The following is a 25728-nucleotide window of genomic DNA, read 5'->3' as shown; positions in this document are numbered from 1 at the left end:
CGAACCATGACGCCGGACCTTCTCTCAAGCCTGTCGCTGTCGACGCCAGAGCTGATCCTCGCCATCGGCGCGCTGGCGCTGCTGATGGTCGGCGCCTATTCGCGCGCCAACACCGCCAATACGGTGACCGGCCTCGCAGTCGCCGTGCTGGTGTTATCAGGCGCCTGGCTGGTCTTCCGCACGGGGCAGGGCAGCGCCTATGGCAATGCCTTCATCCAGGATTCCTTCGCCCACTTCATGAAGGTGCTGGCGCTGATCGGCTCGGCGGTGACGCTGGTGATGTCGATGCGCTTTGCCAAAGCGGAGCATTTCGACAAATTCGAATATCCGGTGCTGATCCTGCTTTGCACGCTCGGCATGATGCTGATGATCTCGGCCAACAGCATGATCGGGCTCTATCTCGGCCTCGAACTGCAATCGCTGGCGATCTACGTGCTGGCGGCGATCAACCGTGACAATCTGCGTTCGACCGAGGCCGGCCTGAAGTATTTCGTCCTCGGCGCACTGTCGTCGGGCATGCTCCTCTATGGCATCAGCCTGGTCTACGGCTACACCGGCAACACCGGCTTCCAGGAGATCGCCACGGCGTTGGGCAGCGGCGAGCGCCAGCTTGGCCTGGTTTTCGGTCTGGTCTTCGTGTTGGCCGGCCTTGCCTTCAAGATCTCGGCGGTGCCGTTCCACATGTGGACGCCCGACGTCTATGAAGGCGCGCCGACGCCGGTGACGGCCTTCCTGGCGGCTGCTCCCAAGATGGCGGCGATGGCGCTGATGGTGCGCGTCACCATGGGCGCGTTCAAGCCGATCGCCTCGGACTGGCAGCAGATCATCGTCTTCATCTCGATCGCCTCGATGGCGCTCGGCGCCTTCGCGGCGATCGGCCAGACCAACATCAAGCGACTGATGGCCTATTCCTCGATCGGCCACATGGGCTACGCGCTGGTCGGCCTTGCCGCCAACAGCCAGGCGGGCGTGCGTGGCGTCGCCATCTACATGCTGATCTACCTGGTGATGACGCTCGGCACCTTCGCCTTCATCCTCGCCATGCGGCGCAAGGAAGGCAATGTCGAGTTGATCAGCGACCTGGCCGGTCTGTCGTCGACCAACCCGATCATGGCGACGATCCTGACCATCCTGATGTTCTCGCTGGCCGGCATTCCGCCGCTCGCCGGCTTCTGGGGGAAATGGTACGTCTTCCTCGCCGCCATCAACGCCAACCTCTACGCGCTGGCGATCATCGGCGTGCTGGCCTCGGTGGTGGGTGCTTATTATTATCTGCGCATCATCAAGATCATGTGGTTCGATGAGCCGGTTGGCGGCTTTGTGCCGATGGCGAGTGAACTGCGCCTGGTGCTCGGCGTCAGTGGCGCCTTCGTGCTGTTCTACGTGCTGATCGGCGGGCCGATCGGCACCTATGCCGAAGCCGCTGCCAAGACATTTTTCTAAACGGCATGGCGTTTCGGCTGGCTCCTACCTCGGCGTCGGAAGGGTTCCGGCTCGAGGCACATGACAGCGTCGGCTCCACCAATGCGCTGGCGCTGGACCATGCCCGGGCGGGCGACCCCGGCAGATTGTGGGTCGTTTCCAAGAAGCAGGAAAGCGGGCGCGGGCGGCGCGGCCGTGTCTGGGCGACGCCGGAAGGCAACCTCGCGGCGACGCTGCTTGTCATCACCACTGCCGAGCTTCGTCTTGCCGCGACGCTGGGCTTCGTCGCCGGGCTGGCGCTGGCCGATGCGCTCGACGCGGTCGTGCCGAAGGGCCGGATCGCCATAGGCCTCGACGGCGCAAGTGCGGGCAAAAACCGGTTCGAGCTGAAATGGCCGAACGACGTGCTTGCCTCGGGCGCCAAGCTGGCCGGCATCCTGCTGGAATCGGCGATCCTGGACGGCGGCCGTTTCGCGGTGGCGGTCGGCATCGGCGTCAATGTTGTGGCATATCCCGAGGATTTGCCTTATCCGGCAACTTCATTGCGCGCGCTGGGCGCGACATGCGATGCGGAAACATTGTTTCTGGCGCTGTCGGATGCCTGGAGCGAGAATGCCCGGTTGTGGGATGAGGGGCGCGGACTTGCCGCTGTCAGGCAACGCTGGCTGGCACGGGCTGCGGGGCTTGGCGGCGAGGTTGCTGTCAGAATTGACGGTAATGTGGTGCGCGGCGTGTTTGAAACCATTGACGAGGACTGCCGTTTCGTGATCCGCGACGATGAAGGTTCTATTCTGACGATCGCCGCCGGCGACGTGCATTTCGGCGCGGTGGCGTCTGCCCGCGTCTAACGGGCTGGCCTGAGGGCCAGGAAGGAAAAAACATGGCGAAAGCGGAAAACGCCGAACTCGTCTTCGTGCCGCTCGGCGGCGTCGGCGAGATCGGCATGAACTTCGCCCTCTACGGCTACGGCCCGCCGAGCGCGCGCGAGTGGATCGTCATCGATGTCGGCGTCACTTTCCCCGACGCCAGCCTGCCCGGCGTCGACCTGGTGCTGCCCGACACGCGCTTCATCGAGGAGAACCTCGCCAATCTGCGCGGCATCATCATCACGCATGCGCATGAAGACCATTATGGCGCGCTGCTCGACACCTGGCCGAAGCTGAAGGCCCCGGTCTGGATGACGCCGTTCAGCGCCGGCCTGCTCGAAGCCAAGCGGCAGGGCGAACAAGGCGCGCCGAAGATCCCGCTGACCATTTACCGGGCGGGCGAGAAATTCACGGTCGGCCCGTTCGAGATCGAAGCCATTCCCGTCGCGCATTCCATCCCCGAGCCAATGTCGCTGGCGATCACGTCGCCGGCCGGCACCGTCATCCACACCGGTGACTGGAAGATCGATCCGGAACCGACGATCGGACCCAAGACCGACGAAGCGCGTTTCCGCGCCTATGGTGACAAGGGTGTTCTGGCGCTGATCTGCGATTCGACCAATGCGCTGCGGGAAGGCGAGTCGCCTTCGGAAGTCGCCGTGGGCGAGGGCCTCAAGGGCGTCATCCAAGCTGCCAAGGGCCGCGTCGCCGTCACCACTTTCTCCTCCAATGTCGGCCGCATCGTCTCCATTGCCAAGGCGGCGCGGGATGCCGGACGCCAGTGCCTAGTGCTCGGCCGTTCGCTGAAGCGGGTGATCGATGTGGCTGATGAACTCGGTTACATGGACGGGCTGCCCGAGTTCATCGCCGAAGAGGATTTTGGCTTCATACCGCGCGAAAACCTGGTGATCATCTGCACTGGCAGCCAAGGCGAGCCTTTGGCGGCGCTGGCCAAGCTGTCGCGCGAAGAAATGAAATCGGTGTCGCTGACGGCCGGCGACACAGTGGTGTTTTCCTCGCGCACGATCCCCGGCAATGAAAAGGCGATCCTCGAGATCAAGAACCGCCTGATCGACCTCGGCATCAAGATCATCGAGGACGGCGACGCGCTGGTGCATGTTTCCGGGCACCCGCGGCGCAGCGAATTGCGCAAGATGTACGAATGGGTGCGGCCGCAGATCGGCGTTCCCGTGCATGGCGAGGCGGCGCATCTGGTGGCGCAGGGGTCGCTGATGTCGACCTCAGGCATCGGCCAGGTGGCGCAGGTGCGAGACGGCGACATGCTCAGGCTCGCTCCCGGTCCCGCCACCATCATCGACCAGGTGCCGTTCGGGCGCATCTACAAGGACGGCAGTCTGATCGGCACCGATCAGGCGATGGGCATTCGCGATCGGCGCAAGCTGTCCTTTGCCGGCCATGTCGCGGTCAATGTCGTGCTCGACGACAAATATGAGCTTGCCGGCGATCCCGATCTGGTCGCCATCGGCGTCGCTGAGGCCGATGCAAGCGGTGAGGCGCTCGAAGATCTGATGATCGATGCGGCAGTCGGCGCGGTGGATTCGATCCCCCGCCAGCGCCGAAAGGATCTCGACCTGGTGCAAGAGGCAGTACGGCGCGCTGTGCGCGGCGCTGCCAACGAAGCCTGGGGCAAGAAACCGCTGGTGACGGTGTTCGTCACCCGGTGAGGGTGGCAGCGTTCGCTATACGTTCAGCTGATAGCTGACGGGAAGCCAGCGAAAAGAGCCGTCTACCTGCTCGACGTAGCCCAGTCCTGGAAATGGCATGTGGTGGCCAGCGATCAACAGACGCTGTTCCGCGGCCATCTTCAGCAGTCGCTTGCGGGTCTCGATGGCCAGGTCTTTGTCATCATCCAGATCGGCACGCCACTCCGGCCGCTGGATGGACACGACATAGTGCAGGAAAGCGTCCGACCAGATGAGCAATTGCTGTCCGTCGCTTTCGACGAGAAACGCCAGCAGCCCGGGAGAATGACCGGCTGCGTCGATGGCGGTAATGCCAGGCGCAACCTTATCTCCGGGCGCTATGAATGTTGCCTGGTCGGCCAGGTTGCTGCAAATGCGCCTGAATAGATCGCGGTTTTTCAATCTGGCCTCGCGCACCGCATTTCCCTCGGTCCAGAAGCTGAATTCCGCCGCGCCGAATACATAGCGTGCGCGCCTGAAAACGGGTTCGCCATCCTTCACAAGTCCTCCGATGTGATCCGGGTGCCCGTGGGTGATGATCACCACGTCAATGTCATCAGGCCCGAGCCCAAGGTCCTGCAGACATTCCAAAAGCGAACTGTCCGCATCTCCGCATCCGGTGTCGAACAGGATCTTTTCGGAACCGGTGTCGATCAGCGTCGGGATGAAACAGTGCTCGTAGCGATCGCGGTCGATGAAGTTCGAGCCAGCGAGTTCGTGCACTGCGGTTGACGACTGTCCAGGTGCCAGGGCCGATGCAAGGTTGTCGCGAACATCGACGGCATCGAGCAAAGCGGCAACCTTGAATGAGCCAAGACCGAATGTGAAAACGCGTGGGCGAGAAGGGTGAGCATCGGACATTGCCGTTTGTACTTCGCAGTTGCCGATTGGAACAGCCTGGGCGGCTATTTTTGAAACTCTCGGCCCGTTCAACGGCGTTCGAGGACGGCTCATCGAAGTGCGACAGTGCGCGCCTGGTGAAAGGCTGTTGATATCAGTCGATTTGACGTATGACGCCAGCCATCGGGACCCAGAAGGGAATGCTCGGATATGCTCGGTCGCCTGAATCATGTCGCGCTTGTAGTGCCGGATCTGGCTGTGGCCGTCGCCGCCTATCGCAACACGCTCGGCGCCGAAGTGACGGAGCCGCAGGCACTGCCGGAGCACGGTGTGACCGTGGTGTTCGTCAATGTCGGCAACACCAAGATCGAACTTCTGGAGCCGCTGGGCGAGGGCTCGCCGATCGCCGCTTTCCTGGAGAAGAACCCGTCCGGCGGCATGCACCATCTTTGCTACGAGGTCGACGACATCCTGGCCGCGCGCGATCAGCTCAAGACCGCAGGCGCGCGCGTGCTAGGTGACGGCAATCCGAAGACCGGGGCGCATGGCAAGCCGGTGCTGTTCCTGCATCCGAAGGATTTCTTCGGTACGCTGATCGAACTGGAGCAATCATGAGCTGGGTGTCGTTCGCCGCACTTTTCTTCGCCACCTGGTGGATCGTGCTGTTCGTCGTGCTGCCGTTCAGCGTCAGGACGCAGGACGACGATCATGACGTGACGCTGGGCACGGTTCCAAGTGCGCCGCGCGGCCCGCATATGCTGCGCGCCATCCTGCGAACCACCGTCGCGACGGCGGTTCTCATGGGCATTTTCTATGGCCTGACGAAAGGGTTGGGATACAGCCTCGACGAGGTGCCGCACATCATTCCGGAATTCAGTCAGACGCCAACGAAATAGGCCTTTTCAGGCCGCGTTTCAGCCGATTCGAGATCGACACGATATCGCCTGGAGGCCATGGCGATTCTGGCTTTGTGCCGGTTGACGCAAGGTCATCCAGTTGATCAATCTCTGCTGCTAACCAGATGTTTGCACAAAAAAAATGCAAGGCACAAGGCCTTGCAATTTAAACGCGTCCGATCTGTTTCCGGTTTCCGGCGGCAGCGAGTTACCGCGCCTAGATCGCATCCTCCCAAGACTTTGACCGCGTAGGAGAGCAGATTTTTCTCTACCCTCTCGGTTATCGGGGCACATTAGCCCAACGCGAATGAAAATGTCACGTAGAATTTTGCCTTGAAACGGGCATTCTCGTGCTGCACTGCACAATAGTGTGGCAGGCTTTGCTTGGGAAACGACCAGTAAGACGCGCGCGGCACTGCAGCATCCCTGGAACGCCGGGTGTCCGAGGCACGCGCGAGGATGCTCAGGCACGTTCGACCCCATGTATCGTGCCATTCCGAAAGCCGATTTCCGATTTTCGGATCGATGCGTCCGGGTTTCCATTCCGCCATGAAATGGCTATGAAGCCGGGGCAAGCAAGCCCGTGTCGCGCCGATTCCCGCGCGGCCATCCTCACTCACGGACCAGTCCATGCGTTTGTCGCGCTATTTCCTGCCTATCCTCAAAGAAAATCCGCGCGAGGCCGAAATCGTCTCGCACCGGCTAATGTTGCGCGCCGGCATGATCCGACAGCAGGGGCAGGGCAGTTTCTCGTGGCTGCCGCTCGGCAAGCGGGTGCTGGACAAGGTTTGCCGGATCATCCGCGAGGAGCAGAATCGCGCCGGTGCGCTGGAAATCCTGATGCCGACCATCCAGTCGGCGGATCTGTGGCGCGAAAGCGGCCGCTATGATGACTACGGCAAGGAGATGCTGCGCATCAAGGACCGGCAGGACCGCGACATGCTCTACGGCCCGACCAATGAGGAAGTGGTCACCGAGATCGTCCGCGCCTACGTGAAGTCCTACAAGGACCTGCCGCTCAATCTCTACCACATCCAGTGGAAGTTCCGCGACGAAGTGCGGCCGCGCTTCGGCGTCATGCGTAGCAGGGAATTCCTGATGAAGGACGCCTATTCCTTCGACCTCGACTTCGAGGGCGCCAAGGCGGCGTACAACAGGATGTTCGTGTCCTATCTCAGGACGTTTACGCGCATGGGCCTGCAGGCGATTCCGATGCGGGCCGACACCGGGCCGATCGGTGGCGATCTCAGCCATGAGTTCATCATCCTCGCCGACACCGGCGAGAGCCAGGTTTTCTGCCATCGCGACTATCTTTCGCTGGACGTGCCCGGAGAAAAGACCGACTTCGCCAACGACGCCGAGATCGGCGACATCGTCAAGACATGGACGACGCCCTACGCCGCCACCGACGAGATGCATGACGAGGCGGCCTGGGAGAAGATCGGCGAAAGCGACAAGGTTTCGGCGCGCGGCATCGAGGTTGGCCACATCTTCCATTTCGGCGACAAATATTCCAAGCCGATGGGCGCCAAGGTGACCGGGCCCGACGGCAAGGATCATTTCGTCTCCGGCGGCTCCTACGGCATCGGTCCGTCGCGCCTGGTCGCGGCGATCATCGAAGCCAGCCATGACGACAACGGCATCATCTGGCCGGAAGCGGTGTCGCCATTCGACATCGGATTGATCAACATGAAGGCGGGCGATGCCGAGTGCGACCGCGTCTGTGACGAGCTGCATGCCGCCTTCGTCGCCGCCGGCAAGGATGTGCTCTACGACGACACCGACCAGCGGCCGGGCGGCAAGTTCGCCACCGCCGACCTGATCGGCCTGCCGTGGCAAGTCATCGTCGGGCCGCGCGGCGTTGCCGCAGGCGAGATCGAGATCAAGAATCGCAAGACCGGCGAGCGCGAGACGCTGCCGATCGCCGACGCGAAAAAACGCTTTGGCAGCGCCGCATGAGCGACGTGGCGGCGGCAAGATCGGCGGGCGCCGGACCTTTTTCCATCTTCGAGCGCATGGTTGCCTGGCGCTACCTGCGCTCGCGGCGCAAGGAGACGGTGATCTCGGTGATCGCCTCGATCTCCTTCCTCGGCATCATGCTGGGGGTCGCCACGCTGATCGTGGTGATGGCGGTGATGAACGGCTTCCGGGCGGAGCTGTTGACGCGCATCCTCGGCGTCAACGGCCATCTGATCGCGCAGCCGCTCGATTCGCCGCTTGAGGATTACGCGCAGGTCGCCGGACGCATCAACGGCGTGCCCGGCGTCAAATACGCCATCCCGCTGATCGACGGCCAGGTGCTGGCGCAAGGCAATGTCGGCGGCGGGACCGGCGCGCTGGTGCGCGGCATACGCGGCGAGGATCTGAGCAAGATCGCCATCGTCGCGGCCAACGTCAAGCAGGGTTCGATCGCCGGTTTCGACACCGGCGAGGGCGTCGCCATAGGCAAGCGCATGGCCGAGAATCTCGGCCTGGCGCTCGGCGACACGATCACCTTGATCTCGCCCGACGGCGACGTGACGCCGCTTGGCACGACGCCACGCATGAAGGGCTATCCGATCACCGCGATCTTCGAAGTCGGCATGTCGGAATATGACAGTTCCATCGTCTACATGCCGTTCTCGGAGGCACAGCTCTATTTCAACATGGACGGCCGGGCCCAGACGATCGAGATCTATGTCGACAATCCCGATGATGTCGACGCGCTGAAACCGAAGGTGGAGGAGGCGGCGCAGCGGCCAATCGACCTCGTCGACTGGCGCCAGCGCAACGAGACCTTCTTTTCCGCCCTGCAGGTCGAGCGCAACGTCATGTTCATGATCTTGACGCTGATCGTGCTGGTGGCGGCGCTCAATATCATTTCCGGCCTGATCATGCTGGTGAAGGACAAGGGGCATGACATCGCCATCCTGCGCACCATGGGGGCGTCGCGCGGCGCCATCCTGCGCATCTTCCTGATGACCGGGGCGGCGATCGGCGTGACCGGGACGATCGCCGGCGTGCTGCTCGGCGTGCTGATCTGCACCAACATCGAATCCATCCGCCAGTTCTTCTCGTGGATGACCGGCAAGGTGCTGTTCAACCCGGAGCTCTATTTCCTGAGCCAGCTGCCGGCGAAAATGGATCCGCGCGAGACGACCTACGTCATCCTGATGGCGCTCGGGCTGTCCTTCCTGGCAACGGTGTTTCCGGCGTGGCGAGCCGCCCGGCTCGATCCCGTCGAAGCCTTGAGGTATGAATGATGGCCGAGGCCATTATCGAGCTGAAGAGCGTCGAGCGGCACTACGTCCAGGGGCCGCGCAAGCTCACCATTCTCAACGGCGCCGATTTCTCGCTGAAGCGCGGCGAGATGGTGGCACTGGTGGCGCCGTCGGGCACCGGCAAGTCGACGCTGCTGCACACTGCCGGCCTGCTGGAGCGTCCCGACGCCGGCGACGTCATCCTGGCCGGCCGTGCCTGCGGCCGGCTCTCAGATGACGAGCGCACGGCGATCCGCCGCAACGATGTCGGCTTCGTCTATCAGTTCCATCACCTGCTGCCGGAATTCTCGGCGCTGGAAAACATCATGATGCCGCAGCTCATCAAGGGGCTGAGCCGCAAGGAGGCGTCGGAGCGCGCGGCGCAACTGCTCGACTACATGCAGATCGGCAAGCGCGCGTCGCACCGTCCGTCTGAGCTTTCCGGCGGCGAGCAGCAGCGCGTCGCCATTGCCCGCGCGGTTGCCAACGCACCGCTGGTGTTGTTGGCCGATGAGCCGACTGGCAACCTCGACCCCGTCACCGCCTCCTATGTGTTCGAGGCGCTGGCGGCGCTGGTCAAGCAATCGGGCCTCGCGGCGCTGATCGCCACCCACAATCACGAACTGGCCTCGCGCATGGACCGGCGCGTCACGCTGGCCGACGGCAAAGTGGTGCCGCTCGGCTCGGGCTGATCTCAGTCTCGACAGACCTGGCGAGCTCGCAGACAGTCCGCCCTCAGTGCACGTTACGGCTCCATTGATGGTTGTCGCACGCCCGTCAACCTTTCCTTAACCCTGCCGATTTGATCGCCCGGAAATTCCGGACGCGGCCGGATTCCGACCGTTGACAATAGAACAAAATTAGAACAAATTAAAAACATATCAACAACAGGAGAGAGTTATGACCGATCTGGTTCAGGATGTCATCTCACTGGTTTGCATGAGCACCTTTATCATTTCCATGGCGATCTGGATCGGCGCCATGTGATCTGGAGTTGAGGACGTGGCGCGAACGCAAGCGTCCCTCGGGCGCGAAACTCCTCACACTTACCCTCTCCCCGTTAAAAACGGGGAGAGGGGGCATCAACGCTGGCGGCGTGCCATTCACTGAGACGCCGACGCGAATGGCATGCATCCGGGAACCGAGTTTTCCTGTTAAGCTTTTCTTGCCGCCGCGACGTTTAGGGTAGTCCCTCCTAGACAGGGAGCAACGTCGCGTGTCGCCCATCGTCACGACCATCCTCGTGGCCAGCAATCTCGGGCTGATCTTTCTCTTGATGAACGTGCCGCTTGGTTTGCGCACGATCAGGCTCAGCCGTGTCGTGGCTATGGACCGGCAGCGCCTCTGGCAGGCGCTGTGGCCGCTTGGCAGCGATGCCGGCTGGTCCGGCGAGATCCTTTCGGCCGAGCCGCTGGACGGCGAGGGCATGGCCCGCATCATGCTGTCCTGGGAAGGCCGCGACGGTAAGCCGATCGAGCGCAAGTCGCGGTTTGAAGACGTAGTCGAGGGCAGCCGTTTCTCGATGCGGGTCATCGAGGATACCGCGCTCGACACCTCGTTCTGGAAGGATTTTCGCGAAACCACGGAGCTCGTTTCCGAAGGCAGCGGCACGCGGGTCACGCTTGGCCAGACCGATCGCTATCGCGGCTTTGCCTTCCTGGTTTTCCGCTATTTCGCCATGCGCCGGGAACTCTCCAAGCTGCAGCGCTGGGCAAGGACCGGGCGGTATCGCAAGGGCGGCTGGTTCGAGCATCCGCTCAGCCAGGTCGGCTTCGCGGCATTGTCGGCATTGATCCTGTGGCCGTTCTTCGGGCTTCATCTCGGCGGACTGGCGCTGGCCGCGATCCTGACGTCAGTGGTGGCCCTGCACGAGCTCGGCCACATGGCCGCGTTTCGCCTGATGGGTCACAACAAGGCGCGCATGATCTTCATTCCGCTGCTCGGCGGCATCGCCATTGGCGGGCGTCCATATGACAGCCGTTTCGAAGTCGCCTTCGTGGCGTTGATGGGCGCTGGCTTCTCCGCCTTCCTGGTGCCGGTCGTCGTCGCCGCCAGCACCTTTGCCGGCGCGGAAGGATATCGACTGGCAGCAATGCTGCTGGCAACGCTGGCGGGCTTTGCTGCCCTGTTCAACATCGCCAATCTGGTGCCGGTGTGGAAATTCGATGGCGGCCAGGTGCTGCGCCAGATCTGCCCGGGGCCGATCGTGCTGGCGCTGGCCTCGTTCTCCCTGCTTTCGGCCTTCCTGGCGCTTGGCCGACAGGCCGGCTTTTCCCCGGGCTTTCTGCTCGCCGCGGGCGCGGTCTTCTCAATCCTCAGCCTGCTGACGATGAGGAGCGGGGTAAAGCCGCGCCACGAGCTGAAACCGATCCGCACTGTCGACCGCCTCGTCATCGCCGGCGCGCTGCTGGCGGTGTTCGTCATCCATGGCTACGGCGTGCTGTGGGCGTCCGCGCAACTCATCTGAAGGTGTGTTGAAATTCAGGTGATGCCGGCCTGCGAACGGCGGCTTCCTGCGCTTCCGGTGCTCACGTACCCAAAAGTACGCTCCGCTCCGGTTCTCGGAATCCACCATTCTCGGCGCGGCCTGACCTGAATCTCAATACACCTTGGGTAGTCCCAGACCGGATGGTCAGCCGGCCTTGCGGGCGGCTTCGACAGGCAAAGCCGTGGCAGGACCGAACACGTCCTCGAAGGCGGATTTCAGGGCCAGGTCGAGATCGGCCATCGTCAGGGGAAGGCCGAGATCGACCAGGCTGGTTACGCCGTGGTCCTGGACGCCGCACGGCACGATGCCGCTGAAATGGTCTAGGTCGGGTTCGACATTGATGGCGATGCCGTGAAAGCTCACCCAGCGCCGCAGCCTGATGCCGATGGCGGCGATCTTGTCTTCGGCCGGCGAGCCGTCCGGCAGGGCAGGGCGATCCGGCCGCACCACCCAGACACCGACGCGGTCCTCGCGGCGTTCGCCGTGCACGTTGAAAGCGGCGAGCGTGCCGATGATCCACTGTTCAAGCGCGGCGACAAAAGCACGGACATCCTCGCGGCGCCGCTTCAGGTCGAGCATCACATAGGCGACCCGCTGGCCCGGCCCATGATAGGTGTACTCACCGCCGCGCCCAGCCGCGAACACTGGAAAACGGTTCGCGTCGATCAGGTCCTCGCTACGGGCACTGGTGCCGGCGGTGTAAAGCGGCGGATGTTCGACAAGCCAGACCATTTCGCCGGCGGCACCGCTTCGGATCGCCTCGGCACGCTCCTCCATGAAGGCCAGCGCATCGGGATAGGCGGTGAGGCCAGGCTCGATGCGCCATTCGACCGGTGCTGAACCGGGGAGCGGCAGGAACGACGTGGCGATCTGGCTGCGTTCTGGCATGGCTTTTCGTTTTTCGTTTATGCATGCCATGATCCCAAACCGCCTTGCGCTTTCGGGCGACATCCATTTGCCTTCCATATGGCGCTATCAGGCCGAAACGTCCAGTTTCGGCTGCGCATTCCAATTCTGTGGAACGTTATGCCAATCGCTGGCGATTATTGCTTGCGGCGCACTTGTTTCGCCGGAAACGATTTGCTACACGCCGCGAGCCGGTCGGTTCCGGCTCCTACCACGTGCGGTCGTGGCGGAATTGGTAGACGCGCAGCGTTGAGGTCGCTGTGGGGCAACCCGTGGAAGTTCGAGTCTTCTCGACCGCACCAAAATTTCCCTGACAGATTGCTTCTGGCGAGCTCTGACGGCAGGCGATGACACGTCGCGGCCACAGGGCTTTCCGGGGATCGAAGCGGCAGCGGCGGCGCGTCCTTCAGACCACGCCGCCGCTTCGCCTTTTAGGGCCTATCCCGTCCACCCAAGGCCAGCCGAAATGCAATTGATCGATACAAGCAGAGCGTCGGTCGCCCGCTTTTGATCCGCTGTGCCGGTATTTGCCCGAACTTCACGCAGCAGATCGACCTGCAGCCGGTGAATGTCATCCATCTGTCGCCGCAGACTGTCGAAACGCCGCTTGAACATCGGAAAGCGCGCGGAAAGATCGCCTCCCGTGAGGTCGCCGATCAGGCGTCGCGTCAACTCGTATTCAGCGGCGATGCGGGCGTAGATTCGCCGGGCCGCATCGCTGTCGGACACCAGGCGGGCGTAGAGCCCCGCGATCTCCATGTCGGACTGGTAAAGCGTCTTCTCGGCCTCGTCGACGATCAAGCGGAAAAAGCGCGAGTGCTCGAACATGCAAGCCAGAAGTTCGCGCCCGGCCTCGCCGCGTACAGCAACGAAAGAGCTAAGCGCGCTGCCGATGCCATACCACCCGGTCAACAGATGACGGTTCTGGCTCCAGGCGAACACCCAGGGAATCGCGCGCAGGTCGGCAATGCCGCTGGCGCCGAAACGGCGCTCCGGCCTTGACCCCATTTTCAGGAGCGCCAGCTCCGCGACCGGGCTCGCCTGGTTGAAATAATCGAGGAAACCGGGCTCGGCCATCAACCCGGCGTAGGATGCCTGCGACATGCCTGCCAGCGCTTCCAGCGCTTCGTCGAACTCCGGCGTTTCCTTCGGCTCGACATCACCGGGCGATCCGACACCGTGGGCCAGCACGCCAGCGGCGAGAACCTCGAGCTGGTTGAGGCCGGTGCCGCGATTGGCGAATTTTGACGATACGACCTCGCCCTGCTCCGTCACGCGCATGGATCCGGCGACCGTGCCTTCCGGTTGTGCCGCGATCGCTCGGCCAGTCGGCGCGCCGCCGCGGCTGACAGAGCCGCCGCGACCGTGAAAGAAACTGATCCTGACGTTGTGTTTGCGCCCGACGGCGGCGAGGCGCTTTTGCGCTTTTGCCAGTTCCCAATTGGAAGCCAGAAAACCGCCGTCCTTGTTGGAATCCGAATAACCAAGCATGATTTCCTGGCGCGCGCCGAAATCCCGCACTGTCCGCCTCACCAGTGAAACGCCGAGCAATCCATTCAGGATGCCCGGTGCGGCCTCTAGATCGGCGATAGTCTCGAACAATGGCACGATCCGCAGCCTGATCGTGCCGCCACCACCGGGCGCGGTTGAAAGTCCGCAATATTGCGCCAGCAGATAGACCGCGAGCAGATCGTCGGCCGAGCGGGTCATGCTGAGAACGAAGGAGCCGACAGCGTCGGCATCCGAGCCGGAGATCTGCTCGCGGATGACGGAGAATGTCGAAAGCAGTTCACCTGCTTCAGGCGAGAGCCGGCCTGCGTCGATCTCCAGCCGCTCGCCCTGGCTGATGGCTGCGCGAATGCGCGCCGACCATTGCGGCGTGCCGGCTACGACCGGATCGGCGGGATTTGCCAGCGCAAACAGCTCGGCCAGCACCCGGTTGACGACGGTGGAGTTCTGCCGGATGTCGAGCGAGACCGTGCGGAAGCCGAAGCTTCCGACTTGCCAAAGCAGAGGCTGGATGAAACGCTTGGCTACCGCGCGACCTCCGATCGCTTCGAGAACGGAAGACAGCCCGTTCAGATCGGCACGAAACGCCTCTGCCGAGAGATATGCCGCCGGACCGCCGTCTCGCGTGGCCTCCAGCCGGGCAAGCAAGGCCGAGGCGAACTGGCGAAGCGGTTCGTCAGGGTTGCGGGCGGCGATCATGTGCGCCAGTCCGCTTTTATCAAGCGCCGTTTGCAGCACCGGCTTGAAGCTGGCCGGCAGGTCGATGACGTTCGAGCTGGCGCTGAGCACCGTCACCAGCCGCTGTACCTGCGTCAGATACCAGCCTATGGCGGTGTTGCGGTATTCGGCCATGGCATGGGCGGTGACTACGGCAGTCACATTTGGATTGCCGTCGCGGTCGCCGCCGATCCACGAGGCATAGCGCATGAATGAGGGAATTCTGATCGGCTCTCCCGGATAGTGACGCTCGAAGGCGCCCTGAAGCTTGCCATAGAGCTGCGGCGTTGCCTCGAAGATGACTTCGCGAAAGAAATGCAGGCCCCAGGCGATTTCGCGTTCGACCGTCGGACGCTCCAGGCGCAGCTCACCCGTCATCCACAGAAGCTCGATCTCGCTTTCCAGATCGGCGACCAACAAGGAGCGTTCGCGCGGCGCCCAGCGTGGCTGGTCGAGCTCGGTCAGCTTGCGATAGATACGGCGGTGGATCTCCAGCACCGTGACCCGTTTGGCTTCCGTCGGGTGCGCGGTCATGGTCGGGCCGACGCGAAGCTCATCGAGCTTCGCCTGGACTTCCTCGGCTGAGTGGCCGTTCGCTGCCATCTGCGCGATCACGCTGGCGAAGGAACCGGGCACTTCGTCGACACCCGCGCCTTGTTCGAGTTCGCGGCGCGCCCGCATGGCAAGCAACTCGTCTGCTATCGCCAGCAACTGGAACCATACGCCGCTCGCCTGAAGCGCCGGGATGCGCTGCTCCGCGGCGAGGGAGACAAGCGACCGACGTCCGGCCAGAACGGCGGCGATCTCCGGCTCACGCGCGCTTGCGACCTGAAGCAGCAAGCGCAACAACAGGCTGCGCTCGTCCTCACGAAAGTTGATGCGTCTGCTCTGTTCCAAACCGGTTTCCTGCTTCGTCCGCACCGATGCCGCTGTAGCCCTGAACCGAGGGCGGCGCCTGCTGTCAGGCGACCCGGTCGGGGACCGGGCGACCCTCGAAAAAGGCGGTCAGGTTCTCCACCACCTTCATGCCCATTGCCACCCGCGTTTCCTCGGTCGCACTCCCGAGATGCGGCAACAGCACCACGTTCTCCAACCGCTTCAGCGCCTCCGGAACGGCCGGCTCGTCGGCAAAGACGTCGAGACCCGCCCCAGCGATCTCGCGCCTTTCCAGTGCACCGATCAGGGCATCCTGGTCGACGACGTCGCCGCGCGCCGTGTTGATCAGGAACGCGTCGCTTTTCATGGACCGCAAGCTTCGGGCATTGATGAGATGGCGGTTTTCCGCGCCGCCCGGACAGTGCAGCGACACGAAATCGGATGCGGTGAGCACATCTTCCAGGGTTGGCATCTGCACCGCGACCATGGCGCGCGTCTCGTCATCATCGACCGGGGACCGATTGAAGAACACGATGTTCATACCGAAGCCGAAATGCGCGCGCCTGGCTGTCGCCTTGCCGATGCGCCCCATGCCGACAATACCCAAGGTTTTGCCCGACACCTTCGCGCCGGCCATATGGGTTGGCGACCAGCCGCGCCACTCTCCGGCCCGCAACTGCCGCTCGCCCTCACCAGTCCGGCGCGCGACAGCCAACAGCAAGCTGAGGGCGAGGTCGGCGGTGCAATCGGTCAGCACGCCCGGAGTGTTGGTCACGACGATGTCGCGGTCGCGGGCTGCCGCGACATCGATATGGCTGAAGCCGACGCCGAAATTGGCAATGATCCGGGTGCGGGCGGTGTTCTCGGGAAACACTGCACCAGGCAAGCGGTCGCTGACCGTTGCCAGGATCGCGTCAAAATTCGCGAATGCCGATGTCATTGCGGCAGGGCTCAGCGGCGTATCGCTGGGGTTGAGCGTCGTGTCGAAGCGCTCGGCGAGGATCGCTTCAACGGGGGCCGGCCATCTCCGGGTGACAATCAAACGCGGTTTCATCGAATTTCCTGCCGATCGATGGGCCGCGATGCATCCGCCGACCCGAAACAGACTTCACATTTTGCGCCATGCGACCGTCAGGCCGCCTTCTTCATCCCGGCCAGGGTATTGGCCACGACCTCCCCGAAAGACGATGGCGTCGGCACGATGACGACGCCGGCCTCTTTGAGGATTTCGACCTTTTCCTGCGCCGACTCGCCGAACGCCGAGATGATGGCGCCGGCATGGCCCATGCGCCGGCCCTTCGGCGCGGAAAGCCCGGCGATGTAGGCGATCAGAGGCTTGCGCATATTGTCGCGCGCCCAGATCGCGGCTTCCGCCTCCTGCGGTCCGCCGATCTCGCCGATCATGACCACGGCATCAGTTTCGTCGTCCTGTTCGAACAGCTTCAGCATGTCCTTGAAGGACGAGCCGTTGATCGGATCGCCGCCGATGCCGACGCTGGTCGAGACACCGATGCCGAGCGCCTTCATCTGGGAGGCCGCCTCGTAGCCGAGCGTGCCCGAGCGCCCGACGATGCCGACGCGGCCGGGGAGATAGATGCTGCCCGGCATGATGCCCATCAGTGCCTGTCCGGGCGTGATCACGCCGGCGCAGTTCGGACCGATCAGCCGCATGCGGTCCTCGAAACGGTAGCGAAGCATGTAGCGCTTCACCTGCATCATGTCCTGCGAGGGGATGCCGTCGGTGATGCAGACGCATAGCTTTATGCCGGCATCGGCGGCTTCCATGATCGAGTCGGCGGCGAAAGGCGGCGGCACGAAGACAATGCTGGCTTCGGCGCGGGTTTCGCGAACGGCGCCCTTGACGGTGTTGAAGACCGGCAGGCCGAGATGCTTCTGACCGCCCTTGCCGGGCGTCACGCCGCCGACGAGCTTGGTGCCGTAGCGCTTCATGTCTTCGGCATGGAAGCTGCCGATCTTGCCGGTGAAGCCCTGGACGATGACCCGCGTGCCGCGGTTGAGCAGGATTGCCATATTTTCAGCTCCCTCAGCTTGCTTTTTTGAGCGTTGCCGAACGCCATGCGGCGACGGCTTTTTCGGCGGCTTCCGCCAGCGTTTCGGCGACGATCACCGCCTCGCCGGAATCGGCCAGGATGCGGCGCCCTTCCTCGACCTTGGTGCCGGCAAGCCGCACCACCAGGGGGACGTTGACGCCGACTTCGCGGATTGCCTTGACGACGCCCTCGGCGACCCAGTCGCAACGGTTGATGCCGGCGAAGATGTTGACCAGGATGGTCTCGACATTCTTGTCGCCAAGCACGGCGCGGAACGATTTCGCGACCCGCTCCGGCGAGGCGCCGCCGCCGATGTCGAGGAAGTTCGCCGGCTCGCCGCCGGCGATCTTGATCATGTCCATCGTCGCCATGGCGAGACCGGCGCCGTTGATGATGCAGCCGATATTGCCGTCGAGACCGACATAGGAGAGGCCGCGGTCGCTGGCGAAGGTCTCACGCGGGTCTTCCTGGCTCTTGTCGCGCAGCTCCGAGATTTCCGGCCGCCGGAACAACGCGTTCTCGTCGAACGACATCTTGGCGTCGAGCGCGACGAGGTTGCCGTCGCGCGTCACCACCAGCGGATTGATCTCCAGCATCGAGGCGTCGTAGTCGCGAAACACCTGGTAGCAGCTGAAGATGGTTTCGGTCGCCTTGCCGATCAGGTTCTGGTCCAGGCCGAGCCCGAATGCGATCTCGCGCGCCTGGAAGCGCTGCATGCCGACGCCCGGATCGACCGTGGTCCGGATGATGGAATCCGGCGCCCTCTCGACGATATCCTCGATCTCCATGCCGCCGGCGGCGGACGCCACGATCATGACGCGCTCTTCCTTGCGGTCGAGAACGAAGCCGACATAGAGCTCCTGCGCGATGTCGACGGCCTCTTCGAGATAGAGCCGCGAAATCAGCTTGCCTCGCGGGCCGGTCTGCTGGGTCACGAGCTTGCGGCCGAGCATTGCTTCGGCCGCGTTGGAGATCTCCTCGTCATTGGCGCAGAGCTTGATGCCGCCGGCCTTGCCGCGGGCACCGGAATGAACCTGCGCCTTGAGAACCCATTTGCCGCCGCCGATCTCGCGCGCCCGATAGGTCGCCTGCTCGGGGCTGTAGGCCAGGCCGCCGCGCGGAACATGAACCCCGTGGCGGGCAAGCAGTTCCTTGGCCTGGTATTCGTGAATGTCCATTTTTGTCCTCCCAAGAGCCTTCAGTGCGTGGCAGCGTGCGCCTGGCCGGCGCGTTCGATTGCCTCGTTGACCACCAGCACATTGCGCGCCATGCGTTCCGATGCCGCGTCGATCATCTTGCCGTCGAGCGCCGCCGCGCCCTTTCCGAGCGCCTCCGCTTCCTTGAGCACTTCCAGGATGCGCCTGGCGCGGACGACTTCCTTTTCCGGCGGCGAGAACACGCTGTTGGCAAGCGCGATCTGCGAGGGGTGGATCGCCCATTTGCCTTCGATGCCAAGTGCCGCCGCGCGCCTTGCCGCCGCCGTGTAGCCCTCAGGATCCGAGAAATCGCCGAACGGCCCGTCGATGGCGCGCAGGCCGTAGGCCCTGCAGGCAACCGTCATCCGCGACAGGGCGAAATGCCACTGGTCGCCCGGATAGTCGGGATTGAGGCCGCCGATGTTGACGGTGCGCGCCTTGTTGCTGGCGGCATAGTCGGCGACGCCGAAATGCATCGCCTCCAGGCGGCCGGGCGTGGCGGCGATCGCCTCGACATTGGCCATGCCGAGCGCCGTCTCGATGAGGGCTTCGAGGCCGACGCGGGTCTTGTAACCCTTGGCCATCTCGATCTGGTTGACCATGGCCTCGACCATATAGAGGTCGGCCGGAACGCCGACCTTCGGCACCAGGATGGTGTCCAGCCGGTCGCCGGCCTGTTCCATCACGTCGACCACGTCGCGGTACATGTAGTGCGTGTCGAGGCCGTTGATGCGCACCGAAACGGTCTTGCCCTTGGCGCGCCAGTCGATGTCGTTGAGCGCCTGGATGATGTTTTTGCGGGCGCGTTCCTTGTCTGGCGGGGCGACCGCATCCTCGATGTCGAGGAAGACGAAATCGGCGGCGCTGTTTGCAGCCTTTTCGATCATCTCCGGGCTCGAGCCGGGAACCGCCAGTTCGCTGCGCTGCAGCCGGAGTTTTTTCAGATGGTTGATCGTGTGGCTCATGGTCGCGTTCCTCTCACGCCGCTTCGGCGACAGGTACCTCGGCCGAGGCACGGAAGTGCTGGATGGCGGCGCCGACGCCCGAGCCCGGCGCCAGCCGGACGCCGCAATCGAGCAGCGCCATTTCGGCCGCCGACAGCGAGGCCAGCACCATCACCTCGTTCAGCCAGCCGAGATGGCCGATGCGGAAGACCTTGCCGAGCACCTTGTTGAGACCGCCTCCGAGCGAGGTCCGGTAGCTCTGGTAGGCGCGCTTGACGACGTCGCCGCTGTCGATGCCCTCAGGCACCAGGATGGCGCTGACGGTGTCGGAGTGCCATTTCGGCGCCTTCGCGCAAAGCTTCAGACCCCAGGCGTCGACCGCCTTGCGCACGCCTTCGGCCAGGCGATGGTGACGGGCGAAGATGTTGTCGAGCCCTTCCTCGGCGATCAGGTCGAGCGAGGCGCGCAGTCCGCGCAGCAGTTGCGTTGCCGGCGTATAGGGGAAATAGCCGGCGTCGTTGGTGCGGATCATGTCCTCGAACGAGAAGAAGCAGCGGCGGTGAGTCGCGACCCTGGAAGCGGCCAGCGCTTTCTTGCTGACCGAGAGGAAGCCGAGGCCGGCGGGCAGCATGAAGCCTTTCTGCGAGCCGCTGACGGCGCAGTCGACACCCCATTCCTCTTGCCGGAAGTCGATCGAGCCAATCGACGACACACCGTCGACAAAGAGAAGGGCAGGGTGGTTCGCCGCGTCGAGTATGGCTCGGCAGCCTGCGACATCGCTGGTGACGCCGGTGGCGGTCTCGTTCTGCGTGCAGAAGATTGCCTTGATGCGGTGTGCCTTGTCGGCCTTCAGTCTTTCTGCGTAGAGGTCGAGCGGCACGCCGGTTCCCCACTCGCAGTCGATCACGTCGACCTCGAGGCCGAGGCGCTCGGCCATGTCGACCCACAGATGCGAGAACTGTCCGAAGCGCGACATCAGCACGCTATCACCGGGGCTGAGCACATTGGTCATCGCCGCCTCCCAGGCGCCGGTGCCCGACGACGGGTAGATGAAGACGCGGCCGGTTTCGTTCTTGAAGACCTTTTTGATGTCTTCGAACAGCGGCAGCGTGAAATCAGGAAATGATCCCGCACGCATGTCCTCCATCGGGAGGTTCATCGCTTGCCGGACCTGCTCCGGAATGTTGGTGGGTCCTGGAATAAAAAGGTGGGTGAACCCAGCCATGCGTGAACTCCTCCGAAGTTAGAGATTTGTGGAGGGAGTGTCGTTTGGAAGGCGAGGGGCAACAACACCTTGGTGGGTAAGTTCTCGCCGCGCGCGGGTGGGGCGAGCCTACCCGCTCGGCCTACCCGGTCGTCCTATCCGACAGGCTGCTTGGGACTGCGACGCTTCTCACTCGAATAGAGCGCGACGGCCATCGCGCGATTGCGGACGTCAAGCTTGTCATAGAGATTCTTGAGGTGATACTTCACCGTATTCTCGGAAATTCCAGTGCGCGTTGCGATCTGAAGGTTGGTCCAGCCGTCGGAAAGCACCGCCAGCAGTTCGCGCTCGCGAACCGTGAGCTGGGCCAATGGCGTGTCGTTGACCTTGTTGATGTCGATGTAGGGGATGCAGATGCGGCCGTGCGCGACGGCCAGGATCGTCTCGAAGATGATATGCGGATCGTCGAACTGGAAGCAGTAGCCTTGAGCACCAAGCCGCACGCACTGCTTCAAGATGCCGATGTCGTGGTCGTTGGAGAACACCGTGATGCGCACATCGAGCTTGCGGCTCTGGACCTCGGCCAGGACATCCGCGCCGTCCATGTCGGCCAGCCTCCAGCCGATGACGGCGACATCGAACCTGGTCTTTCCTGCCAGGTCCAGGAGTTGCCTGCCGCTCTGCACGGCGCTCAGCAATTCGAAACGTCCGTCGCATTCCAGCATTTCGCGGAGCGCCGATATGACAAGCGGATTGCGCTCGGCGACAACGACGCGAATGCGTTGCTGTCCTGATGTGGCCTCGTTCGTTTTCGCCGACCTTGCGTTCAAGGGCTTCCGTTCTGGACCGTGTTGCGGGCATGGGCGGATCCGGCCGATATCCGGACCCTGTGCCATGACAATCGCCGCAACCGCGCAGGAGTGCTCTTTCCCCAGCGACATGCGCTGTCGCGCCATCTGAACCCGTATCCTGTTGGTTTTGACGCGATCGGCATTGTCAGCCCAGGGCTCGGCGATGTCCGCCTCGCGCGAAGTCAGGCCGGTAGGAGAAGCGCGCATTTCGTTTGATATTCCGTGCGTTAGGATCATAGGTTCCCAAATCGAATCGTGCTGCCGCGCGATCCCTGGATTGAGCGGCGAATTCTTCCCAAAAGCGGTTTCCACTTTTGGGTCCGATGCTCTAGACCAGAGACGCACCTTTTCCGGATTGCGATGGCGGGAGGCGCTGGTGGAAGGCCAGGACGAACGGACGACCGGCGCCAGGGCCGCTGAAGACGCCCGCGCCGATATTTATGGCGAGGATGGCGCCGTCCTATCGTCCTTCCTTGCCCAGATCGGCGCGGCGATCGCCGACCGCGACACGCTCACGCTCAAGCATGAAGTCGACCACTTGCACCAGTCGGAGCTCGGTGACCTGCTCGAGGCGCTGCATCCCGAACAGCGCCGCGCGCTGGTCGACTTGTTGGGCGCCGATTTCGACTTCTCCGCGCTGACCGAGGTCGACGAGGCGATCCGTATGGAGATCGTCGACAATCTGCCCAATGCGCAGATCGCCCAGGCGGTGCAGGAGCTCGATTCCGACGACGCGGTCTACATTCTCGAAGACCTCGAAAAGGAAGACCAGGACGAGGTCCTGTCGCAACTGCCGTTCACCGAACGGATCAGGCTGCGCCGCTCGCTCGACTATCCGGAAGAGACGGCCGGCCGCCGCATGCAGACCGAGTTCGTCGCGGTGCCGCCGTTCTGGACGATCGGCCAGACCATCGACTACATGCGCGAGGACAAGAACCTGCCTGAGCGTTTCAGCCAGATCTTCGTCATCGATCCGACCTTCAAGCTGCTCGGCGCCATCGACCTCGACCAGATCCTGCGCACCAAGCGCGCGGTCAAGGTCGAGGAGGTCATGCATCAGACGCGGCATGCCATTCCCGCCACCATGGACCAGGAAGAGGCGGCGCGGGAATTCGAACAATATGACCTTCTGTCTGCCGCCGTTGTCGACGAGAACGAGCGGCTGGTCGGCGTGCTGACCATCGACGACGTCGTCGACGTCATCCAGCAGGAAGCGGAAGAAGATCTCCTGCGCATGGGCGGTGTCGGCGACGAAGAGCTTTCCGACAGCATCCTTTCGACCTCGCGCTCGCGCGTGCCATGGCTGCTGGTCAACCTCTTGACCGCATTCCTGGCGGCTTCGGTGATCGGCCTGTTCGACCGCACGATCGAGCATATCGTGGCGCTGGCGGTGCTGATGCCGATCGTCGCCGGCATGGGTGGCAATGCCGGCTCGCAAACGATGACGGTCACCGTGCGCGCGCTGGCGACCAAGGATATCGACATCTACAATGCCGGCCGCATCATCCGCCGCGAGATGGGTGTCGGCTTCATCAACGGCATCGTCTTTGCCATCCTGATCGGCATTGTCGCCGCGACTTGGTTCCACGACAACAATCTGGGCGGCATCATCGCGGCGGCGATGATCATCAACATGTTCGCGGCCGCTTTGGCCGGCATCCTGATCCCGCTGCTGCTCGACCGTTTCAAGATCGATCCGGCGGTCGCTTCGGCGGTCTTCGTCACCACGGTCACCGATGTCGTCGGCTTCTTTGCCTTTCTCGGCATTGCCACGTGGTGGTTTGCGGTGCCTTGAAGGCGCATCATGCCCTCAATTGACTTTTACGTAAATGCCGTGCGAGGCTTGCACGGGGTGCCATGTCGATTCCGGCATGGCATGGGTTTGGTTCGGGACAGGAGGGGGACCGCATGGCGATCCCGGGTTCCGGGGTGTGGGAGTGACAATGCGGGAATATTATTCGATCACCGAACTGACCCGCGAATTCGACGTGTCGACGCGGACGCTGCGCTTTTATGAGGACGAGGGGCTGGTGCAGCCGGTGCGGCGCGGTCGCACGCGGCTGTTTCGCCCGTCCGACCGCCACCTCATTCGCCAGATCATGCGGGGAAAACGGCTCGGCTTCTCGATCAATGAAATCCGCGAAATCATCCAGATGTACAAGGAGCCGCCCGGCGAGGTCGGTCAACTCAAGCTGATGATCAAGCGCATCGAGGAAAAGCGCGAGGACCTGCGGCAGAAGCGCCGCGACCTCGAGGAGACGCTGGCCGAACTCGACCAGGCCGAGGAATCCTGCGTCGAGCGGCTCGTCGAACTCGGCGTCAATACGTAGCGCTGTTCAAATCCAGCGCCGCACTCTCTTGGCGTAGTCCCGGTATTTCTTGCCGAATTTCGCCGCCAGCACCTTTTCCTCGCCCTCGATCGCGACCTTCTGCGTGGCATAGGCCGCGATGAAGGCGAGCGGCAGGAACCATACGATCCCCGAGACAAAGGCGACGCCGATCAACAGCAGCGTGTTGGCCAGATACATCGGATTGCGGGTGATGCCGAAGGGGCCCGTGGTAACCAGGTGATCGGGCACCGCGTTGGGATTGAGCGTGGTCTTGGCCCGAATCATGGTGCGGATCGCGGTGAACCAGAGTGCCGCGACGCCGAACAGGGCCACCCAGCCGGCGGCGAACAGGATATCGCCCAAAAGATCGCCAATCCAGGGCAGGGGATAGAGCAGGCCGAGTGCGATGCTGATGGCGATGGCAGCAACGTAGATCACCGGCGGCCACGGTATGAGCCCTGCCTTCGGCTGGTTCTCGGTCATTTGACCCCTCCCTCCGTCATCTTGTCTTCGGTCTTGGCGGTGCACATACCGGCGAGATCGGATATATGCGTCTTCCATTCGGCAGTCTGGTCGTTGTTGTAGAGCCGATCAAGTGAGGCTTCGCTCTCGAGCGTGTCGAGCATGCAGACACAGTAGCTCGAACAGAATTCGGTGTCGCGCGACTGCTCGCAAGACAGCTGGCAGGTCTTCAGGAAGTTCACCTGCGGGGTTTCGACCTTGGCCGGCATGACTTGGGCGAACAGCCACACACAGCCGATCAAAAGCGGCTGGTGGATCAGGTAGAAGGCCAGGCTGTGACGGCCGATGAAGACCAGCGGGTTGGCCCAGCGGCCGGGTGCCAATTCGGCAAGCCGGGCAAGCAGGCCCGAAGCGGAGGCGAGTTTCGTCACCGCGATGCCTGCAAGTACGGCGCCGAACCACGGAAACAGCGGAACGTAGTCGTTGGAACGCGGATTGATCGCCGACAGGCCGATCCACCACAGCCATGGATGGTCGAAGGCCTCGAAGCGCAGATAGACGGGTGCTGCGATGACCAGCGCTGCCACAAGCAGCGTCAGCAGCGCCGGCAGCCGCAGGAAGGCGAGGCCGAGCAGGCTGGCCAGCGCGATCTCGTGCAGGATGCCGAAGAAGATAAAACCGTCCGGGGTGGCAATGCGGGTGACAACCGAGATGGCGATCGCCGCTCCGGCGACCATGGCGAAGCGCCTCCAGAAGCCGTTCCAGCGGATTTGCCGGCCATGGGCGAGGTACAGGCTGACGCCGACCAGGAACAGGAAGGTCGAGGCGATGCAGCGCGCGTAGATCTTCCACCAGCCGAAGGCGGTGAGGCCCGGGTCGGTATAGCCGAAGAATTCCAGGTCCCAGGTGAAATGATAGCTCGCCATGGCGATGAGCGCGATGCCGCGCACGATGTCGATGGCGACGATGCGCTTCGGTCGATCCTGAACGGGTGCGGTCGGCGTGTGGATGCTCATGGTCTCGTATTTCTGATTCAGCCCCGCAAGACGACTATCACGGTTGCCCCGGACAAAAGAAGGCCGGCAGCTTCGGGTATAGGCTGCGCTGCAGACGCTGGATCAGGCGCCGCTTTAGGCCAGTGCCGGAAAGCCTTTGGCCGACTTCGCTTTTGCCGGATAGGCGTCGGTTTCCTGTTACCCGCGCAGGAATCACCACGGCAGATTTGACC

22 protein-coding genes and 1 tRNA gene are annotated in these 25728 nt (G+C 63.1%); 12 read left to right on the top strand and 11 right to left on the bottom strand.

Annotated elements, in window-relative coordinates; all coding sequences use genetic code 11:
* Positions 1 to 6: 6 nt before the first annotated feature.
* Genes nuoN through AC1D2G_RS30485 form a run of 3 tightly spaced genes read left to right on the top strand, consistent with a single transcriptional unit; the run spans position 7 to position 3973 of the window.
* The gene (gene nuoN, locus AC1D2G_RS30495) at positions 7 to 1443 is read left to right on the top strand and encodes an NADH-quinone oxidoreductase subunit NuoN (protein ID WP_457153270.1); all 1437 of its coding nucleotides are present in this window, start codon (positions 7 to 9) and stop codon (positions 1441 to 1443) included.
* A gap of 5 nt (positions 1444 to 1448) precedes the next feature.
* Complete coding sequence (locus AC1D2G_RS30490) at positions 1449 to 2270, top strand: biotin--[acetyl-CoA-carboxylase] ligase (RefSeq protein ID WP_477395537.1); 822 nt, start codon at positions 1449 to 1451, stop codon at positions 2268 to 2270.
* 32 nt (positions 2271 to 2302) lie between these two features.
* Entirely contained in the window at positions 2303 to 3973 is a 1671-nt protein-coding gene (locus AC1D2G_RS30485; protein WP_184873469.1) for a ribonuclease J, read from the top strand.
* A gap of 15 nt (positions 3974 to 3988) precedes the next feature.
* Here AC1D2G_RS30485 and AC1D2G_RS30480 read toward each other — a convergent pair whose 3' ends face one another.
* Positions 3989 to 4783: an MBL fold metallo-hydrolase gene (locus AC1D2G_RS30480; protein ID WP_477395535.1), complete on the bottom strand. Its 795-nt coding sequence runs from the start codon at positions 4781 to 4783 to the stop codon at positions 3989 to 3991.
* A gap of 258 nt (positions 4784 to 5041) precedes the next feature.
* Here AC1D2G_RS30480 and mce point away from each other — a divergent pair, with 258 nt between their 5' ends.
* From mce to AC1D2G_RS30450, 6 genes are all read left to right on the top strand, one after another.
* Positions 5042 to 5446, top strand: a complete 405-nt coding sequence (mce, locus tag AC1D2G_RS30475) for a methylmalonyl-CoA epimerase (RefSeq protein WP_477395533.1) — start codon at positions 5042 to 5044, stop codon at positions 5444 to 5446.
* Positions 5443 to 5727 (top strand): DUF1467 family protein, encoded by a 285-nt coding sequence (locus tag AC1D2G_RS30470; protein ID WP_477418732.1) that lies wholly within the window; start codon positions 5443 to 5445, stop codon positions 5725 to 5727. The genes mce and AC1D2G_RS30470 overlap by 4 nt, the downstream gene beginning before the upstream one ends.
* 630 nt (positions 5728 to 6357) lie before the next feature.
* A complete protein-coding gene (gene proS / locus AC1D2G_RS30465) occupies positions 6358 to 7686 on the top strand; it encodes a proline--tRNA ligase (protein WP_477395531.1) in 1329 nt (442 codons plus the stop codon).
* A complete protein-coding gene (locus AC1D2G_RS30460; RefSeq protein ID WP_477228755.1) occupies positions 7683 to 8969 on the top strand; it encodes a lipoprotein-releasing ABC transporter permease subunit in 1287 nt (428 codons plus the stop codon). Before proS ends, AC1D2G_RS30460 begins: the two co-directional genes overlap by 4 nt.
* Positions 8966 to 9658: an ABC transporter ATP-binding protein gene (locus AC1D2G_RS30455; protein WP_184873474.1), complete on the top strand. Its 693-nt coding sequence runs from the start codon at positions 8966 to 8968 to the stop codon at positions 9656 to 9658. The genes AC1D2G_RS30460 and AC1D2G_RS30455 overlap by 4 nt, the downstream gene beginning before the upstream one ends.
* Positions 9659 to 10182: 524 nt before the next feature.
* A complete protein-coding gene (locus AC1D2G_RS30450; protein ID WP_477418730.1) occupies positions 10183 to 11433 on the top strand; it encodes a site-2 protease family protein in 1251 nt (416 codons plus the stop codon).
* Positions 11434 to 11598: 165 nt separating this feature from the next.
* Here AC1D2G_RS30450 and lipB read toward each other — a convergent pair whose 3' ends face one another.
* The gene (lipB, locus tag AC1D2G_RS30445) at positions 11599 to 12342 is read right to left on the bottom strand and encodes a lipoyl(octanoyl) transferase LipB (protein ID WP_477418728.1); all 744 of its coding nucleotides are present in this window, start codon (positions 12340 to 12342) and stop codon (positions 11599 to 11601) included.
* A 235-nt stretch (positions 12343 to 12577) separates the two neighbouring features.
* On the opposite strand from lipB, the gene AC1D2G_RS30440 reads away from it, so the two are divergent.
* A tRNA-Leu gene (locus AC1D2G_RS30440) sits at positions 12578 to 12662 on the top strand.
* Between the two features lie 136 nt (positions 12663 to 12798).
* Here the strand turns inward: AC1D2G_RS30440 and AC1D2G_RS30435 are convergent.
* From AC1D2G_RS30435 to AC1D2G_RS30405, 7 genes are all read right to left on the bottom strand, one after another.
* Complete coding sequence (locus tag AC1D2G_RS30435; RefSeq protein ID WP_477418726.1) at positions 12799 to 15483, bottom strand: phosphoenolpyruvate carboxylase; 2685 nt, start codon at positions 15481 to 15483, stop codon at positions 12799 to 12801.
* A gap of 64 nt (positions 15484 to 15547) precedes the next feature.
* Positions 15548 to 16516, bottom strand: a complete 969-nt coding sequence (locus AC1D2G_RS30430; RefSeq protein ID WP_477418724.1) for a 2-hydroxyacid dehydrogenase — start codon at positions 16514 to 16516, stop codon at positions 15548 to 15550.
* 77 nt (positions 16517 to 16593) lie between these two features.
* Positions 16594 to 17493, bottom strand: a complete 900-nt coding sequence (gene sucD / locus AC1D2G_RS30425; RefSeq protein WP_477289360.1) for a succinate--CoA ligase subunit alpha — start codon at positions 17491 to 17493, stop codon at positions 16594 to 16596.
* A gap of 13 nt (positions 17494 to 17506) precedes the next feature.
* Complete coding sequence (locus tag AC1D2G_RS30420) at positions 17507 to 18691, bottom strand: malate--CoA ligase subunit beta (RefSeq protein WP_095087266.1); 1185 nt, start codon at positions 18689 to 18691, stop codon at positions 17507 to 17509.
* A 20-nt stretch (positions 18692 to 18711) separates the two neighbouring features.
* On the bottom strand, positions 18712 to 19674 hold the full coding sequence (locus tag AC1D2G_RS30415) for an HpcH/HpaI aldolase/citrate lyase family protein (protein WP_477228747.1): 963 nt from the start codon (positions 19672 to 19674) through the stop codon (positions 18712 to 18714).
* 13 nt (positions 19675 to 19687) lie between these two features.
* The gene (locus AC1D2G_RS30410; protein WP_477418722.1) at positions 19688 to 20878 is read right to left on the bottom strand and encodes an aminotransferase class V-fold PLP-dependent enzyme; all 1191 of its coding nucleotides are present in this window, start codon (positions 20876 to 20878) and stop codon (positions 19688 to 19690) included.
* 134 nt (positions 20879 to 21012) lie between these two features.
* Positions 21013 to 21636 (bottom strand): response regulator transcription factor, encoded by a 624-nt coding sequence (locus AC1D2G_RS30405; RefSeq protein WP_477418792.1) that lies wholly within the window; start codon positions 21634 to 21636, stop codon positions 21013 to 21015.
* A 448-nt stretch (positions 21637 to 22084) separates the two neighbouring features.
* Between AC1D2G_RS30405 and mgtE the strand changes: the two genes are divergently transcribed.
* Both mgtE and AC1D2G_RS30395 read left to right on the top strand, forming a co-directional pair.
* A complete protein-coding gene (mgtE, locus tag AC1D2G_RS30400; RefSeq protein ID WP_477418720.1) occupies positions 22085 to 23503 on the top strand; it encodes a magnesium transporter in 1419 nt (472 codons plus the stop codon).
* A gap of 148 nt (positions 23504 to 23651) precedes the next feature.
* The gene (locus AC1D2G_RS30395) at positions 23652 to 24038 is read left to right on the top strand and encodes a MerR family transcriptional regulator (RefSeq protein WP_006203215.1); all 387 of its coding nucleotides are present in this window, start codon (positions 23652 to 23654) and stop codon (positions 24036 to 24038) included.
* Positions 24039 to 24044: 6 nt separating this feature from the next.
* Here AC1D2G_RS30395 and AC1D2G_RS30390 read toward each other — a convergent pair whose 3' ends face one another.
* Entirely contained in the window at positions 24045 to 24521 is a 477-nt protein-coding gene (locus AC1D2G_RS30390; RefSeq protein ID WP_477418718.1) for a methyltransferase family protein, read from the bottom strand.
* Positions 24518 to 25516, bottom strand: coding sequence for a heparan-alpha-glucosaminide N-acetyltransferase (locus tag AC1D2G_RS30385; RefSeq protein WP_477418716.1), 999 nt, complete (start codon positions 25514 to 25516; stop codon positions 24518 to 24520). The genes AC1D2G_RS30390 and AC1D2G_RS30385 overlap by 4 nt, the downstream gene beginning before the upstream one ends.
* Positions 25517 to 25728: the final 212 nt, after the last annotated feature.

The organism is Mesorhizobium sp. P2_C7 (assembly GCF_056404515.1).
This window is presented reverse-complemented; position numbering and strand designations above follow the sequence as displayed.